The 17,569-nt window shown below is 39.0% G+C and carries 13 protein-coding genes and 1 riboswitch; of the genes, 9 read left to right on the top strand and 4 right to left on the bottom strand.

The genetic code is table 11. The features are described from left to right. Positions 1-103: 103 nt before the first annotated feature. The gene (locus tag BM163_RS06640) at positions 104-1,237 is read left to right on the top strand and encodes a DEAD/DEAH box helicase (RefSeq protein WP_089801446.1); all 1,134 of its coding nucleotides are present in this window, start codon (positions 104-106) and stop codon (positions 1,235-1,237) included. A 175-nt stretch (positions 1,238-1,412) separates the two neighbouring features. Here the strand turns inward: BM163_RS06640 and trhA are convergent, their stop codons facing one another. Beyond that, entirely contained in the window at positions 1,413-2,066 is a 654-nt protein-coding gene (gene trhA / locus BM163_RS06645) for a PAQR family membrane homeostasis protein TrhA (RefSeq protein ID WP_089801449.1), read from the bottom strand. A 251-nt stretch (positions 2,067-2,317) separates the two neighbouring features. Here trhA and BM163_RS06650 point away from each other — a divergent pair, with 251 nt between their 5' ends. From BM163_RS06650 to BM163_RS06675, 6 genes are all read left to right on the top strand, one after another. Further along, complete coding sequence (locus BM163_RS06650; protein WP_307725326.1) at positions 2,318-2,650, top strand: ArsR/SmtB family transcription factor; 333 nt, start codon at positions 2,318-2,320, stop codon at positions 2,648-2,650. A 22-nt stretch (positions 2,651-2,672) separates the two neighbouring features. Continuing rightward, positions 2,673-3,719: an ACR3 family arsenite efflux transporter gene (gene arsB / locus BM163_RS06655; RefSeq protein WP_089801507.1), complete on the top strand. Its 1,047-nt coding sequence runs from the start codon at positions 2,673-2,675 to the stop codon at positions 3,717-3,719. Positions 3,720-3,964: 245 nt separating this feature from the next. Next, positions 3,965-5,497, top strand: a complete 1,533-nt coding sequence (locus tag BM163_RS06660) for an AbgT family transporter (RefSeq protein WP_089801454.1) — start codon at positions 3,965-3,967, stop codon at positions 5,495-5,497. 132 nt (positions 5,498-5,629) lie between these two features. Beyond that, positions 5,630-5,731: riboswitch (SAM riboswitch) on the top strand. 87 nt (positions 5,732-5,818) lie between these two features. Continuing rightward, a complete protein-coding gene (locus BM163_RS06665) occupies positions 5,819-6,916 on the top strand; it encodes an aminotransferase class I/II-fold pyridoxal phosphate-dependent enzyme (RefSeq protein ID WP_089801456.1) in 1,098 nt (365 codons plus the stop codon). A gap of 178 nt (positions 6,917-7,094) precedes the next feature. Beyond that, positions 7,095-7,952 (top strand): aldose epimerase family protein, encoded by an 858-nt coding sequence (locus BM163_RS06670; RefSeq protein WP_089801458.1) that lies wholly within the window; start codon positions 7,095-7,097, stop codon positions 7,950-7,952. A 282-nt stretch (positions 7,953-8,234) separates the two neighbouring features. Continuing rightward, a complete protein-coding gene (locus BM163_RS06675; RefSeq protein ID WP_089801460.1) occupies positions 8,235-9,929 on the top strand; it encodes an FAD-dependent oxidoreductase in 1,695 nt (564 codons plus the stop codon). Between the two features lie 116 nt (positions 9,930-10,045). Here the strand turns inward: BM163_RS06675 and BM163_RS06680 are convergent, their stop codons facing one another. Both BM163_RS06680 and BM163_RS06685 read right to left on the bottom strand, forming a co-directional pair. Beyond that, positions 10,046-12,094: a CocE/NonD family hydrolase gene (locus tag BM163_RS06680; RefSeq protein WP_089801462.1), complete on the bottom strand. Its 2,049-nt coding sequence runs from the start codon at positions 12,092-12,094 to the stop codon at positions 10,046-10,048. Positions 12,095-12,113: 19 nt separating this feature from the next. After that, positions 12,114-12,794, bottom strand: a complete 681-nt coding sequence (locus tag BM163_RS06685) for a TetR/AcrR family transcriptional regulator (RefSeq protein WP_089801464.1) — start codon at positions 12,792-12,794, stop codon at positions 12,114-12,116. A gap of 213 nt (positions 12,795-13,007) precedes the next feature. On the opposite strand from BM163_RS06685, the gene BM163_RS06690 reads away from it, so the two are divergent. Next, positions 13,008-13,283, top strand: coding sequence for an AbrB/MazE/SpoVT family DNA-binding domain-containing protein (locus tag BM163_RS06690; protein ID WP_089801466.1), 276 nt, complete (start codon positions 13,008-13,010; stop codon positions 13,281-13,283). Positions 13,284-13,456: 173 nt separating this feature from the next. Here the strand turns inward: BM163_RS06690 and BM163_RS06695 are convergent, their stop codons facing one another. Next, a complete protein-coding gene (locus BM163_RS06695) occupies positions 13,457-14,359 on the bottom strand; it encodes an ArsR/SmtB family transcription factor (RefSeq protein ID WP_089801468.1) in 903 nt (300 codons plus the stop codon). A gap of 284 nt (positions 14,360-14,643) precedes the next feature. Between BM163_RS06695 and BM163_RS06700 the strand changes: the two genes are divergently transcribed. Next, on the top strand, positions 14,644-17,553 hold the full coding sequence (locus tag BM163_RS06700; protein WP_177200254.1) for an extracellular solute-binding protein: 2,910 nt from the start codon (positions 14,644-14,646) through the stop codon (positions 17,551-17,553). Positions 17,554-17,569 lie beyond the last annotated feature (16 nt).

Below are 17,569 nucleotides of genomic sequence, written 5' to 3' on the forward strand. Positions count from 1 at the left end.
ATTAAAAAAATGTATAAGGCGCACTCCGCTGAGGTATGGTATACTGGGCGTGTCATAAGTTAAAATGATCGAATGAAACAGAAGAAGTGAAGGAGTCGTTAGAATGAACGAACTATTTAAACCATTTATTCATGAGGCATTAACAAAACAGGGGATATCAGAACTTATGCCTGTCCAAACACGGGTGATGCCTTATTTTGATAGCCAGTTAGATATGATTGTTACTGCACCAACGGGTAGTGGCAAGACTTTGGCTTACTTATTACCGATACTTAATAAGTTAAACGAGGATACATTAGATCTACAGACGGTCATTCTTGCCTCTAGTCATGAGTTAGTCATGCAAATAGTTGACTTGATTCAGCAGCTAAAAGAAGGGTCAACATTACGCGCGCAAGCACTCATTGGCGGTGCTAATGTTAAACGACAAATAGAAAAGTTGAAAAAAAAACCGCATATTGTCGTAGGGACTCCAGGGAGAATGGCTGAATTAATCAATCAAAAAAAACTAAAAATGCACAAAGTTACAACCATCGTGTTAGACGAGGTCGATCAGTTAATTACGCCTGATCATTTGCCGGCGATTGACCGGGTTATTTTAAGTACGGATCAATCACGCCATATTGCCTGTTTCTCGGCGACGGTCAGCAACGATGCCAGAAATGTCTTAGCTGAATGGATGAACGCACCTGAATTTATTCAGATTAAACGTGAAGAGTTAACTTTGCCGGATGTGACGCACGGTTATATCTTATGTGAAAAAAGAGAAAAGTTTGATCAATTGCGTAAATTGATTCATGCGGATAAACAAAAATCACTTGTCTTCTTTAATGATATTGACGCTCTAGAAAAGACATATGAGCGGTTAACGTATCATCATTTAGAGTCGCTCATGTTGCATAGTGATTTGAATAAAGACTTACGTAAAAATTCTATTAAGAGTTTTAAACAGGGTGATTCTCAGGTGATGTTGACGACGGATGTGAGTAGTCGAGGATTAGACGTCGATGATTTACGGACCGTTATACAAATGGATATTCCAAGAGAAGTGAATCAATATGTTCACCGTGCTGGGCGGACGGGACGCTTAGGTTCTTCTGATGGCCAAGTGATTTCCATTGTGACTAAAGCTGAGTATCAAGCACTGAAAAAAATTACGAATCATTTGAAGGTCCAGCTCACACAGTTTGAACTAAGTCGAGGTCAACTGATTAAGCAGGGTTTTCATAAAGGTTAGACAGCCAGCTTTTGATTATATTTAGAACTGAAAGATAAGTAAAAGACACGGCAGTGATCATCACCGCCGTGTCTTTTACTTCGTTTTAGAATGTTTACAAGAAATATTTAGTTTAAAATAGATAAGTTATTTCACCGCTTTTAATAGCTCGTAAGAGCGATGAGCGGTTGAATATTCAAGAAATATCAATCGGTAAAATATATAATAACACACTAAAGAAATGGACAATCGTTGCAGCGAGGACAAATAAATGCCAAACCATGTGATGATATTTAAACCAGCGCCACATGTAAAATAAAGCGCCAATAGTATAAAGTAGCCCTCCAATAACGAGTAACAACACCCCTGTTTTTGGTACATTAGCTACTAAATCATCCCATGCAAACACAATTAACCAACCCATCAAAATGTAAATCAATGTTGAGACAATCACAAAACGTTGAACAAAGAAGATTTTAAAAATCGTCCCTAAAATAGCAATGACCCAAACGGAAATAAAAATGGTCATACCTAATCTTCCGCGCACGGCAATGAGCATAAACGGGGTATAACAACCCGCGATAAAAAAGTAAATCGATGAATGATCGAGTACCTCAAACACATTTTTTGCTTTTCCATTAGGCAAACTATGTAACAACGTAGACGACGTATACAAAAACACCATCGTGACACCATAAATCGTAAAGCTTACGACATGTATCCAAGTGCCGTTAAGTGAGCTAAAGACAATTAAAATGACGAGTGCAGAGATGGACAGCAACATACCTATACCATGACTTACGGCATTTGCAATCTCCTCGCCAAGACTAAACCGGTGATTTGTCACCATTAAACCGACCCCTTAATTTCTATTTTTTCCTACCCTTACTATTATGAATTTGATTCAAAGGAGATGCAAGGAAAATCATTCTAAGCTATGATAAGATAGAGAGAAAGAACGAGATGTTTGTTAGATGATGAAACATATAGTCATCTAGAATGTTCATCAGTGTATATTTATTAAAGTTTTGTAAATTTAAATATAAGTAATTGATTATATAAGAGTTTGGTTATATACTATCTATTGAAGGAGCGAATATGATGTTAACTATAGAAGAAACAGCAGCAATTCTTAAATTAATGGGTGATAAAACAAGGTTAACGATGTTGAAATTGTTAGAAGGTGATTCGTGTTGTGTGTGTGAGTTCGTCGAACTCTTCGGGATGAGTCAACCTGCAATTAGTCAACATTTACGTAAGTTAAAGGATGTCGGTCTTATAAAAGAGAATAAACGCCATCAATGGGTCTTTTACAATTTAAATACAGATCATCCACTCTATCCGTTAGTTGTCCGTATTTTAGAATCTGTCCCGTCTCAACAAGAGAAACTCCTTCGGTTGACAGAAGACGGTAAACGAATTGATTGTTGTTAATGAAAAGGGGAGTGCAGCTAAAATGACAAAGAAACAAACAGCCGGTATGAGTTTTTTTGAACGGTATTTAACTGTCTGGGTATTATTATGTATGGTTTTTGGGGTATTATTAAGTGTATTATATCCAGGATTCACAGAATTTCTACAAAGTTTAACGTATGCAGAAATATCCATTCCTATTGCTATTTTAATTTGGTTAATGATTTATCCGATGATGATGAAAGTTAATTTTAAGAGTGTTAAACGCATTTCAGAAGATCGTAAAGGTATTTATTTAACATGGGTTATTAACTGGCTTATTAAACCATTTACGATGTATGGCATCAGTTACTTTTTCTTTTATTTTGTTTTTAGTGCCTTTATTTCGCCAGATTTAGCTCGTGAATATGTCGCTGGTGCTGTTATTTTAGGAGCTGCACCGTGTACGGCTATGGTATTTGTTTGGAGTCACTTGACTAAAGGCGACCCTGCTTATACAGTTGTGCAAGTAGCAACGAACGATTTAATTGTCCTATTACTTTATACACCAATTGTTGCGTTACTGTTAGGTGTGTCAGGAATTGAAGTGCCATTTGATACATTGATTTTATCTATTGTGTTGTTTGTTGTTGTACCGCTTGTTGGTGGACTTCTCACAAGACAACATATTGTAAAACAAAAAGGTGAAACGTATTTTGAGGAAGCTTTCTTAGCAAAATTCAAAAATACGACAACAATCGGTTTGTTGTTAACACTTATTTTAATTTTTATGTTCCAAGGCGAAACAATCTTAGAAAACTACAGTCACATTGCCTTGATCGCTGTACCACTTATTTTACAAACGTTCTTTATTTTCTTTTTGGCTTATTATATAGCGAAGAAATTAAATCTAACACACGATATTGCTGCACCTGCGGGAATGATTGGTGCATCAAACTTCTTCGAACTTTCTGTGGCGGTGGCCATCAGTTTATTTGGTGTAACATCACCTGTAGCTTTAGCTGTTACGGTTGGGATTATCGTTGAAGTACCTGTTATGTTAATGCTCGTGAAAATTGCGAATGCTACACGTCACTGGTTTAGCGCGTAATATGAGTTGACTAGACACTTTCTTGCACGTTTTAGAAGAAATAACGTAGACGTTTAAATAACGGCTATGTTGTTTCTTTTTAATTTAATTAAAAAGTGAGAACTTTTTTAAAATTAGAACTATTGGAAATAGCCTTTTCAAATAGGTGAGGTATGACTATAATGGACACTATTGCGATAAAAACAGAGACCGCAAAAATTATCTAAAAATTATATTTATTCATTAATTGAAGGGAAGTCTTTAGCATGTCAAAGAAAAAGAGAAGTTTATTTCAACGGTTCTTAGATACGATTGAAACGACAGGGAATCGTTTACCTCACCCTGTTACATTATTTGCGATATTATCTGTCTTGGTTGTCATTGCTTCAGCAATTGTTGCTGCTACAGGTATTACAGTAGAGCACCCAGGAAATCCAGGAGAAATGATTGAAGCAAGAAGTTTACTGAGCCGAGAAGGTGTTGTGTATATCTTTACATCGATGGTTAATAACTTTATTAACTTTGCCCCGCTTGGTGTTGTTTTAGCTAGTATGTTGGGTATTGGACTGGCTGAGCGAAGCGGCTTAATATCTGCATCATTACGTGGGTTTGTTTTATCTATTCCAAAGTCACTTATTACAGCAGGGCTTGTATTTGCTGGTGTTATGTCATCTCTTGCATCAGATGCAGGGTATGTCGTCTTGCCACCGCTTGGGGCTGTTATTTTTATTGCACTTGGTCGTCATCCGATTGCTGGTATTGCGGCGGCATTTGCGGGTGTATCAGCCGGTTTTAGTGCAAATCTTTTATTAACGTCACTTGATCCGATGCTTGCAGAAATGACGATTTCAGCGGCGGCGATTATTGATCCAGCATATGCAGAAAATATGAACGTCGCTATGAACTATTATTTTGTCATTGCTTCAGTTTTCTTATTGACAATCGTAGGTGCTGTGGTCACTGAAAAAGTCGTGGAACCACGCCTTGGTACGTATCAGGGGTCGATTCAAGCCGGAGACATGACCGAACTCTCAGTACTTGAGAAAAAAGGTTTGCGTTACAGTGGCATAAGCTTACTTATTACCGTTATTGCTATTGCTTTACTCGTTGTACCATCTAATGGTTTATTACGCGCCGAAGATGGTGGTGTGATTTCATCACCCTTTATGTCATCACTCGTACCAATTATTATGATTATGTTTTTCGTTCCTGGACTTGTCTATGGAAAAGTAACAAAAACGATCAATAATGACCGAGAAATGGCAGCAAAATTATCGGATACGATGGCATCGATGGGAATGTTTATCGTTCTTGCCTTTACAGCGGGACAATTTGTTAGCTACTTTACCGAGTCAAACTTAGGCCTATTAATTGGTGTGGCAGGCGCTGAGTTTTTAGATTCAATCAAACTGGGTGGGATTGTTTTAATCATTCTCTTTATTCTTATCTCAGGATTTATCAATCTCTTTATTGGAAGCGCGTCAGCCAAGTGGGCTATGATGGCACCTGTTTTTGTCCCAATTATGATGCAACAGGGCTATTCGCCAGAGTTGACCCAAATGGCTTACCGTATTGCTGATTCTACAAGTAACATCATTTCACCTCTTATGCCGTATTTTGCGATGATTATTGTGATCATGCAGAAATATAACAAAAAGATGGGGATTGGTACGCTTATTTCAACGATGTTCCCTTACACAATCTTCTTTACGATTACGTGGATTGTAATGTTGGTTGTTTGGATGTTATTTGGTTGGGATCTAGGACCAGGTTCACCGATTCATTATGTTATTCAGTAATTAATAGATGAAAGAAGGCTTTCACACTTATGTTTGGAAGTCTTTTTTAAAAGTTACTTGTATTTGTTTTACCGTTCGATTAATATATAGTATAAACTATATATGGTTTATACTAACAATTGAATACGCATAAACTTATCAAGAGAGATGGAGGGACTTGGCCCGAAGATATCTCAGCAACCTCCGTGATTGGAACGGTGCTAATTCCATGAGGCAAATGCCGAAAGATAAGGGACACATATGAATCAAAGATGTGCTCCTTTTATATAGGGGACGTCTTTTTCTTTTCCTTATCATAGATTAAAGAAGGAGGAGAGTAAGATGTATCATTTAGAAACGTATTTTACACAAATGGGTAATCGGAAAGATAGGGTAACTGGGGCTATTAGCTATCCGATTCATTTATCAACCGCTTATCGTCATGAAGGACTTGGTGAGTCAACAGGTTTTGATTATACTCGGACAAAGAATCCAACCCGGAGTATTCTAGAAGAAAGTTTTCAACAAATTGAAGGAGGCGCAGGATGTTGTGCAACGTCATCTGGTATGGCAGCCATTCAACTCGCCTTATCGTTATTTACATCAGGTGATGAATTGCTTGTCACGGAGGATCTCTACGGTGGGACGTACCGGCTATTTGAGGATTACCAGTCCAGATATCACATCTTATGTCACTATGTTGATCCGTTAGATTTAGCAGCTATAAGCCAAGCCATTACTCAAAAAACAAAAGCAATATTTGTTGAAACAATCACCAACCCTCTTTTAACAAAAGTTGATATACGCGCCTTGAGTAAAATTGCAAAACAGCATAAGCTTTTGCTTATTGTTGATAATACTTTTTTGACACCGTACCTCTATCAACCAATAAGAGATGGGGCAGACATTGTGATTCATAGTGCGACAAAGTATTTGGCAGGACATAATGATTGTCTAAGTGGCCTCATTGTGGCTAAAGATGAACACATTTACCAGGTGTTAGCGGATAACCATAACAGCAGTGGAGCGACGTTGTCGCCTCTAGATAGTTATCTGTTAATGCGCGGATTAAAGACGTTGCCACTTAGATTGGACCGACAAGTCGCCAATGCTAAACGTTTAAGAGAGTGGCTAGAGCATCATCCTTTCATACACCGGGTATACTACCCGGAAGTAGGGGCAATGATAAGTTTTGAAGTAAGTAACCCTACCCAAGTTGATCAACTTTTACGCCATTTAAACTTAATCAGTTTTGCGGAAAGTCTTGGGGGTGTCGAGAGCTTCATCACTTACCCTAAAACACAAACACATGCTGATTTGCCTGAACATATCCAAGTATCGCGTGGCGTCACAGCTCGATTATTGCGTTTTTCGGTGGGGACAGAAGATGTAGGGGATTTGATAGATGATTTAACCCAGGCCTTTAATAAGATAAACTGATAGTGCGAGAAATAATGACGGTTTATATTATATGTGATGATATTCACATATAAAATAAAAAAGTAGTCAGAAAACAACGATATTCTCATTTAAATCTGTTATAATGTAAATGTTGTGTAAAAAAAGAGAACAACGTCAAGGTGTCATCAATAAATGCGTGTGAGGGGCGATTTTATTTATGTATACGATTGAGCGATTTGAAAAAGAAATGTTTATGATGTACCAGCTTAAGCATCCGACTGGCAACAGTTGGATTACGGTGTGTCCAGAACGTGGTGGTATTATTACGAGCTACGGGACAAACAATGAAGAACGCCTTTATTTAAATGAGGCAACACTATTTGATCGCAAGAAAAATGTGCGTGGGGGTATTCCTGTTTTATTTCCTATCTCAGGCCAATTACATAATGGGCGATACGAATGGGAAGGTAAGGTATACGACATGCCAAACCATGGCTTAGCAAGGATTCATCCTTGGGAAGTTCTTGAGACACACAGTGATGAGGACCATGCGTTTATCTCTATAATGTTTAGAAGTAGTTTAAGTACGAAGGGAATCTATCCTTTTGATTTTAAGGTCATCTTTACGTATACGTTACGCGAAGATCAGCTATTGATTCATCAAACGTATGAAAATCTATCAGATCAACCGATGCCGATTTATCCAGGCCTACACCCTTACTTTAAATCAGATAAGAAAGTCATTGGCCTAGACATTGAAACAAAAACGTATTTTGATTACAATGATGAACAAGAAAAGCAATTTACCGGACAAATTGACTTAACCCATTTAAAAGAGGCTGTTCGTCTAGAGAACACCCATACAAAAGTAAAAGCAACCGTCGATGACCAGTCTATTAATATGACAATGGATGAAGAATTTCACTACACGGTGCTGTGGACAGAAAAAGATCAAGGTTTTGTTTGTGTGGAGCCTTGGACGAGAGATAATGGTGAACTGAATCGACAAGAACAACTGATTGAAGTCGCGCCACATGATGTGTTTGAGACATGGGTGAATTTTCAAGTGTTGTAATAGCATAAAACAAAAAAAGGCATGCTACGCATGTCTTTTTTTTATCGCATTTGGTATGGGTAAAGGGTATGTTAGTGAAGGAGAGATTGCTCAAATAAGATAGAGGATTTAACAGGAGGCAGGTGCAAATAAACAGTGGGGAAATCTAATAAAAGAAGGATCAGCAATTAATAGTTGACTCTGTATACCCCTGGTAGTATAATGAATATTGTGAATAACATCACTTAAATAAAGTTGTGAATAACTACACCTGTCTTTATATTTTGAAAGGGGATTAAGTCAATGGGAAAAAGAGTGTTAATTGTTGGTGGTGTCGCTGGTGGAGCATCAGTAGCCGCACGTGTCCGCCGTTTAGATGAAGCAGCAGAGGTCATTATGTTTGAGCGTGGTCCTCACGTATCATTTTCAAACTGTGCTTTACCGTATCACTTAAGTGGTCAAATTGAAAAGAGTGAAACATTGGTATTAATGAATCCGGAAGTGTTCCGTAAACAATATAAAATAGAAGCACGCGTAAGAACAGAAGTTATCAAAGTGAATAAAGCGGAAAAAACAGTTACTGTGAAGAATTTAGAAACAGACGAAACATATGATGAAGCCTATGACAAATTAGTCTTGTCACCAGGTGCTAATCCTATTATGCCGCCGCTTGATGGGATTAACTCTGAGCACGTCTTTAGTGTGCGCAACGTTGTCGATATCGAGAAACTCAACGGTTTTGTATCGAAAGAAGTAGTCAATGACGTTGTGGTTATTGGTGGAGGTTTTATTGGAATTGAAGTGGCTGAAAACTTAGTCCATGCGGGTAAAAACGTGACGCTCGTTGAAGCGCAAAATCAAGTGATGGCACCATTTGATTACGATATGGTTCAGATCTTACACAAGGAAATGATTGATAAGGGCATGAATCTTGTGTTAAGTGATGGCATTGAGTCAGTTAAAAAAGAGGAGATTGTGCTTCAATCAGGTAAGACGATTAAAGCACAAGCAGTCGTTATGGCGATTGGTGTTCGTCCAGAAACCGCTCTCGCAAAAGAAGCAGGACTTGAGATTGGTGTGACAGGTGGCATTAAAGTAGACCACAATTACGTGACATCAGATAAAGATATTTACGCAGTGGGTGATGCGATTGAGGTCCACCATAAATTAACGGGTCAAAAAACACGTTTAGCTCTCGCGGGTCCAGCTCAACGTCAAGCGCGTGCAGCGGCTGATCATATGTATAATATTCCTCACCGTAACACCGGCGTTATTGGTTCAAGTGCAATCCAAGTGTTTGACATGAATGCCGCAGCAACAGGATTAAATACCCGTATGGCAAAGGCGCAAGGATTTGACTTTGATTACAGCTATGTTATTCCATCAGATAAAGTAGGGATTATGCCAAACAGTCATCCTGTTTACTTTAAGTTGATTTTTGAAAATCCAACCGGTCGTATTTTAGGGGCGCAAGCGATTGGTCGAGGAAATGTGGATAAGCGAATTGATGTGATTGCTTCAATGATCATGATGAATGCCACACTTGAAGACTTAAAAGAACTGGAATTATGTTATTCACCTGTTTTTGGTACAGCGAAAGATGTTGTCAACATGGCTGCTTTAAACGGATTAAATATATTAAACGGTGTGATCAAGCAAGTGCACGTGACCGATATGCGTGAATTGGTCGAATCACAAGCGGTTATTATCGATGCACGTGAACCAGGTGAATACAAGCATGGTCACTTTAATCATGCGATAAATATTCCACTCAGTGAGTTCCGTGAGCGTCTAGATGAGATTCCAACGGACGTTCCAGTATACATTCACTGTCGTTCCGGTCAGCGCTCTTATAATATGGTTTTGGCCTTACAAAACTTAGGTTATGAAAATGTCTACAACGTGGCTGGGTCGTTTTTAGGTACGTGTCTGTATGAATATTACAATGACCAAACACAAAACCGTACACCAATCGTCACAAAGTATAACTTCCGTTAAGCTGGTGTTAAAAAAGCTTATGATAAGGGAAGATCAATAAGAAAAACCGCAAGTAAATGAAGAATCATCTTGATTTTTCATTTCTCTTGCGGTTTTTTGTATTTAATTAAAACTTTTTAGTTAAAGTCACGTGGAATCGTATTTTCCCACACGTTTGACGCTACTTCCTCATCGTTTTCATAAGCTTTTATCGTATGAGTTAAGTAAAAGTTGTTTAAGTCAGCGGTCATTTTGCTGTAGGTTTCCACTTTTGTTTGCCATGCATCTCGTCCAACCGTTAATTCCCATGAACACTCAGCCATAGCTGAGAGGGGATCATTTTCTTTAATAGTGTAAACATTCTTATTAATACTGCCATGCTCAATGCCGTTATGTTGTAACTTACGGCTGCCTTCATCGGAATAGTCAATGACTTTCCACGTCGAATTAATCGGTTTATGAACAATTTGAAGGTGACGTTCTTCTAGTCTTAGAATCTCTCGGTCAATAATTGGCGCCGTTTCTGCGATATCAAATTCTCGGACTTCTTTATCCCGTGTGCTCGATTTTCGAACGGGCATCTCGAGATACGTTCCTTCTCCTATGTGAAGCGTTAAGTTAACAGCTTTTGGTGATGGCCACGCTTTTGTCCAGTAGGTTGGGGCGATAGCCACTTCTAATCGATGGCCCTTGGTCAGTTTTTGTCCGAGACTATCAAGCTTCACCTTAATATCATATACTTTTCCGACCGCAAGTGCTTCTGGGTGTTCGTGGGATTGATAATGATTTAGATTTAACATGCCCCAACTAATTAAAGTAGATTCACCTGTTGGTGCTTTGTCCATCAACCGGACAACGACCATAGCATTTTCTTGGTCCGAAGCTAAGCGGCCGTAAAAGATAGGTTCCCCAAGATACTCGACATCATCTGTAAGAGGTGCTGATGTAAAGACGACCGCCTTACCGTTTTCAAGCCGTTGGTCGGCAGGTAAGTCTCCTGGTTGACCAAACGGACAGAAGGTACCTGCATAAAAACCATGTTCTTGAACACTGGGAATGACAACAGTTTGTTCTTTTGGTATTTGGGACACTAGGTCGTTGTTAGAGAGATAATAGTGCTTATCGGATACTGTAGGTGAGGGCCAATGATCCATACCGACCCAATAGCCAGGACGACGGTCATAGGTTACTTGTGGTTTTTCTGGTTCTTGCATCCACACTTGAAACCTAGGTTCGTCATACATACCTGTATCACGTTCTTTTAACCAATGATCAAAGAAGCGAAGAGCTTCTTTGAGGAAACCAATCGTTGGTTCAGGTGTTGCAACTTCGGGATACTCATGTGCCCAAGGTCCAATGAGTCCTTTGGCATTAGGAAGGTGCTCAACCATTCGGAAAATAGCATCCGTGTAGGCATCTTGCCAACCCCCAACAGCAAATACGGGGATAGCGACGTCAGCATAATTTTCGTTGATAGAGCCGTGCTTCCAGTAACTATCCCGGCGCTGATGTGATAGCCATTCAATGGCAAATGGAGGTGTCTTTGTGACACGTTCTAGCCAATTCTCTCGCCATGTTTCACCGACAACAGAAGGATCTTGTGGTCGAGCATTATAAGTGAACATCGTTGAAGCCCACCACAACATATCAGATGCAAGAATATTTCCGCCGCGGTAATGGACATCATCCTGGTAGCGATCATCTGTTGAACAGAGTGTGATAATGGCCTTTAGTGCAGGGTGCTTGCGTGCGGCAACTTGTAAACTATTAAAACCGCCCCATGATTTTCCAAACATACCGACTTTACCGGTAGACCATGGTTGTTTTATGATCCAATCAATGACTGCGAGCGCATCGTCTTGCTCCTGTTTTAAGTACTCATCAAGTAAAATACCATCGGAATCACCAGACCCGCGAATATCTACGCGAATGCTAGCATAACCGTGCCCAGCAAAATACGGGTGACGAGCGGAATCTCTAATGGCGGTGAAATCATTCTTTCGATACGGTAAGTACTCGAGTAAAGCTGGTACGGGTGATATTTCCGCATCTTCTGGTAGCCAAATATGTGCCCGTAGTGTTTTTCCATCAGGCATAGGGATTTTTACATGTTCTAATTTTTTAACTTGACGGTCAAAAGTTGTTTTGATCCGCCTAAAATCTGAATCTTGAATATTAAATACCATAAATACCTCATCCTTTGTGTTAGAGTTCGTGTCGTTTGTCTTCTTTCACATAACGTTTAATCACATGGCTTACATGTTCATAAACAAACTTGATGGCTTTCTCTTCAGACCAACTTCTACGATGGTTGATAAAGTGAACGAGCGCACCGACCCAAATCATGTGTGTAACTTCGGCAAGGGGTTTGACATCATTGGCTGCGATATAGCCCTCTTGAACAGCTGCAGCCAAAAATGTAGCACTTCTTTCCGAGAAGCTATCTTCTTTCAACAGCCCTTGAAGTTCTTCTGGAACAACTAATAATTCTTCCGGATACATTGTGTAGTACTTATTAAACATGTCTTCAGCTGTATGACCTAAATCGCTAACGAAAACCATATGAAAAATATGGGGGGAGTGAAAGCTGTGCTTTAAGAAGCAGTCCCACAATGCGAGCCACTGCTTAATTGTTGGTTCTTTTGGGTCGATATAGTTCGGAATATCATCGATGTAAGGCTTGGTGAATTTAAGTGAGGCAAAAAACTTCACGTGACTTAAATCATCAAAATAATTATATGCTGTTGAAGATGTATAACCAGCAAGGTCAGCCACCCGTCTAATAGTAACGGCTTCTAAACCATCTCGTTCGATAATATCAACGGCAGCATCAATGAAATACTGCCACATTCTTTTTCGTTGCAGAGCTTTTCGATCAGTTGTCATAGTTTCACTCCTAAAATTAACATGTTTATTATATGAACGTGTTCATAAAAGATTAACATACAATGGGTATAGACTCAAGTGAAGAGATAAAATGAATATCTTAAATTTGAGATAAAAAGGTTTTAAAAATAGATAAAAGGGAAAAACTAACTGTAAACATTGTTAAATATGCTCAAACATAAGAAAAACACACAATAATAAGGAGTGATTGACGTGAAAAGTACAGGTATTGTTAGAAAAACAGACCATTTGGGTCGGATCGTCTTGCCAAAAGAGTTAAGGCGCTCATTAGAAATTGAACCGAAAGACCCATTAGAGATTTTTATTGATGGGGAAAGAGTTATTTTAAGTAAGTATAAACCGACAAAGCAATGCATGGTGACAGGAGAAGTAAGTGAAGACAATCATGTTTTCTTTGACGGAAAAGTCATCTTAAGCGCTGAAGGTATGCGTCGGTTGAAAGAGGAACTAAAAGATTATTTCGGGTAAAGTTAACAATGTAAGCATCATAAACGGCCATGGAGACACTTATTAGCTAAGTGCCTCCATGGCCGTTTAATTATGTTTGCCTAATAGTAAATGAAGGGCAACTATTTAATTTAATGATTGACGAAGATAAAAAGCCAACCTGTCCGAACAAGTATAGGCAAGTAACAGGTGTGTTATAAATAATAAGTTTTAATTAATATATCTTGATCAAAATGACCGAAAGACTTACCGAACAAAGTTAACCCACCGACATGTGCCGCCTCTTCTTTTACTTCAAATCTTAAAGTCCAAGCATCTATTTGTGTCTTGAATTTTTCGATTGTCATATCAGAAATAGGGTCGCCATCAATGTAAGTACCGTGAGAAGTAATTCTTAGCGTTTTGAGTAACCCATATTGATTAATGTTTTCCGGCCACCAATCAGGTGTGAAGCGACCGCGTGCATCATTAAAATCGCCAGGGCTCTGCCAAACACCAAGCTCTGTTCCGTTAAGCGTGAAGGTAATATCACTTGGCCAATGCGGGTTCGCAAACGGGAATTCGGATGATATTTCAAACGAAATATCAATTTGTTGCAGGGTTTGATAAGCTTCTAAATAATTCGGTAATTTGTATTCAACGAATCCTTTCGTAAACCAAAGAATGCCGGCATCCATCCGCTCAGGTGATAGAAAGTATTTTGGCTGGTCAACAGGACCGATAAAGTCACGGTGAGAGGCAAGGCCGCATGACGGCTCAACGTGAAAGTCGGTGTAGTGTCCAACAGGGACTGAAACAACATGTGTGGCATAAGCTGCTTGCACTTTTTTAGGGAAGGTAATATAAATATCTTCGACAATTAACGTAGAGATTTTTTGAATCCCCGATTTGCCTTTCTTTTTTTCGGTGCGGATAATACCTGCTGTTTCCAGTTTGTTTACGTGCCTTGTAACGATGGCGCTTGAAAGATTAAGGCGCTCGGCTAACTGTTTAATGTTGAGTTGCTGTTCGGACAAGTATTGAATGATTTTAAGACGTACATCACTCGCAAGTGCTTCATATAAAGGTAAAGAGGTGTGATCGATTTGTGCATGCATCGTTTTGTCTCCTTCGGTATTTTGATTGTTATTAATATAAGAGTTAATTAAATGAAAGGCTTGAAACTCAATTTAAAGCGCTTACAACGATTATGTTTGATTACATATTAACAGAAAGGTTAATTAAAATCAAAAAAAATTTAAGTTATTTATCAATATATCATTGACACCGCTTACATATACGTATATATTTATAAGTGAACAAGCGATAAAATAAATGATACGGATAACCTGATGGTATGTGTTTATCGCGAGAAACTATGAATGAGTTAGAGGTGATGGTTTTGCGACGAGGAAGATACAACAAAGGAGTCATCGGCATATTACTAAGTGGGTGGATGATTTTATGGTTGATACAACCTGTTGCCTATGCAGAAGGTAGTAACGATACAACGGAAACAATAAACAATCCTCCGATTACATCGACTGTAACACGTGAACGTTATAGTCAGTATATTGAAGGAACTGAAAGTGACCACTACAAAGGAGAGGTTATTCGTCTAGATGATCTTAACGATGTAGCAACGGATGCGTTAGACACGTATCAAGGTGAGGACGTCATTTTTATTGACCAAGATCAAACAGGTAACTTGACAGTGACTGTGCCAGAAACAGCCTACTATATCATTGGTTTTGATTATAAGATTGCCGGTGATAATGTGTTACCAACGCAGTTGGAAATGACTGTAAATGGAGAATTACCTTATTACGAAATGCAGAACTTAGTGTTTGAAAATGGATGGCAAAACCCATTGGAAATACCGCTGGATAAGTACGGGAATGAAATTATCCCTCAACCGATTAAATATGATGAGTGGCAATTTAAATACATCATTGATTCAGGTTATCGGACGAGCTTACCGTTATTAGTTAAATTAACGCGAGGAGAAAATGAATTGGCGTTAACGATTTCAGAAGGTAATCTATTAATTAAGTCGGTGGAGTTACGAGGGCAATTAGATGTACCCAGTTATGAAAAGCAGGATATCACAGGTAATAATTATATCGAGATAGAAGCGGCCAATGCTTTGTATTTGCGGAATAATTCAGCTATTCGTGCCAATGCTTCTTATAATGTTAACTTAATCCCTTACAGTAGCGATAAACGAGTGTTAAATCATATTGATCCAGACTCATTTAAAACACCTGGAGATGAAATTATCTATCAAGTTGATGTGCCAGAAGCAGGTTATTATCAACTCGGGATTAATTATCAACAACGGTCAAAAGCGGATTTTCCCGTATTTATGAATATTCGAATTAATGATACGTTGCAACATGATTTACTTAAAGATCATCCATTCTTCTATCAAAATCAATATAAGCATGTGACCTTAACTGATGCATCAGATGAGCCGCTTACTGTCTATTTAGAAGAAGGATTAAATACCGTTAGTTTTCAAATCTCGATTGAACCGATTAAAAAGGCACTAGAAGAGATTGAACAATTAACGCGTGAAATTCAATCATTATCATTAGAACTAACAAATCTTGTCGGTCCAGATGTCGATCGCTTCCGTGATATTGACGTCAATGACTACATTCCAGGCGTATTTGACTTAATGACTTCTTGGGCTGATCGAATGGATGCAGTGTATAGTGAGATGCGTTCATATAATCCAAGTGGTGGAGAAGTCGGAGCATTTAGTGGTTTACGTGTCGCTGAAGAACAACTAAGAAGCTTAGTGAGTGAACCGCGTAAATTAGCAAGACGTAAAGGTGAACTTGCGACAGGAACGAACTCTGTGACCGCTTACTTAGGTAATTTAATGCAAGAGATCAATGATAACGGTATCGGTATTGATCGATTTTATTTCTATCAAGAAGATGTCGAGATACCTAAATCTGCCTCATGGTTAGAAAGAACGTGGGGTAGTGTCAAACGCTTTATAAACACCTTTGGTGAACAAGACTACGATGTTTCCAATGTTAATGAAGAAAACTTACAAGTATGGGTGAACCGCCCGCGTCAATATGTTGAAATTATGCAACGTCTGATTGACGAGACATTTACTGCTGAAACGGGTGTAAGGGTAGATTTATCGATGATGCCAGATCAAAATAAACTCATTTTAGCTAATGCAGCAGGGGAAGCACCAGATGTTGCGCTCGGTGTCAACTATGCGCTACCATTTGAGATTGGTATTCGAGGGGCCTTACAAGATTTATCACAGCTTGAAGGTTATGAAGAAGTCGCAAGTGATTTTAGCCCAGGTATGTTAGTGCCAGCGACTATTCGTGACGGTGTCTACGCTTTACCAGATACGATGAATTTCTGGGTGATGTTTTACCGAGAAGATATTTTATCAGATATGGGCTTACCGATTCCTGAGACGATTGACGAGGTAAGGTCCTACTTGCCAGAACTTCAACGTTTAGGCATGAATTTCTTCTATCCAACGGCAGGTATGCCAGGGATGAAAATTTTCGCAGGTACGATGCCGCTTATTTATCAGAATGGTGGTCAGCTATACGGGGATACAATTCACCGGACAATGTTAAATGATAATCAAGCCATTGAAGGTGTCCGGTTATTAACGGAGTTATTCACAATTTATAATGTACCGTATGATGTGCCAAGTTTTTATCAACAATTCCGAGACGGTTCAATACCGATTGGTATTTCTGATTACTACATGTATAACTTGATTTTAAATGCGGCACCTGAAATTCGTAATGTGTGGAATATTGCACTGATTCCAGGTATCGAAAATCAAGCAGGTGAAGTAGAGCGCTGGTCAACGGGTGGTGCTGAGAGTAATTTGATGTTTAAAGATACTGGTAAAACTGATGAGGCATGGGCCTTTATGAAATGGTGGGCTAGTGCTGAGACGCAAGTAGCTTTTGGTAATACACTACAGACGACGTATGGACCAGAATATATGTGGAATACGGCTAATTTAACGGCCTATCAGGAGTTGCCTTGGGCAAATGATCATAAGGCCGTCATTTTAGAACAGGCCGAGTGGATTGCTGAAGTCCCACGCGTACCAGGAAGTTATATGTTAGAACGTGAATTAAGCAATGCTTATAATGCAATTGTGTTAGATGGTGATAATTTACGAACAGCGATTGACCTTGCAAGTAAACGGGTGAATCGAGAGACAGAAAGAAAACTCGAAGAGTTTGGTTTTATGGTAGATGGTCAAATTGTCGATCCTTACCCTAACCCAGAACTATCTATTCGAGATTAAGGGAGGAGGATTTAAG

It is taken from the genome of Halolactibacillus alkaliphilus (assembly GCF_900115465.1).
In the GTDB taxonomy this organism is placed as follows: Bacteria; Bacillota; Bacilli; order Bacillales; family Amphibacillaceae; genus Halolactibacillus; species Halolactibacillus alkaliphilus.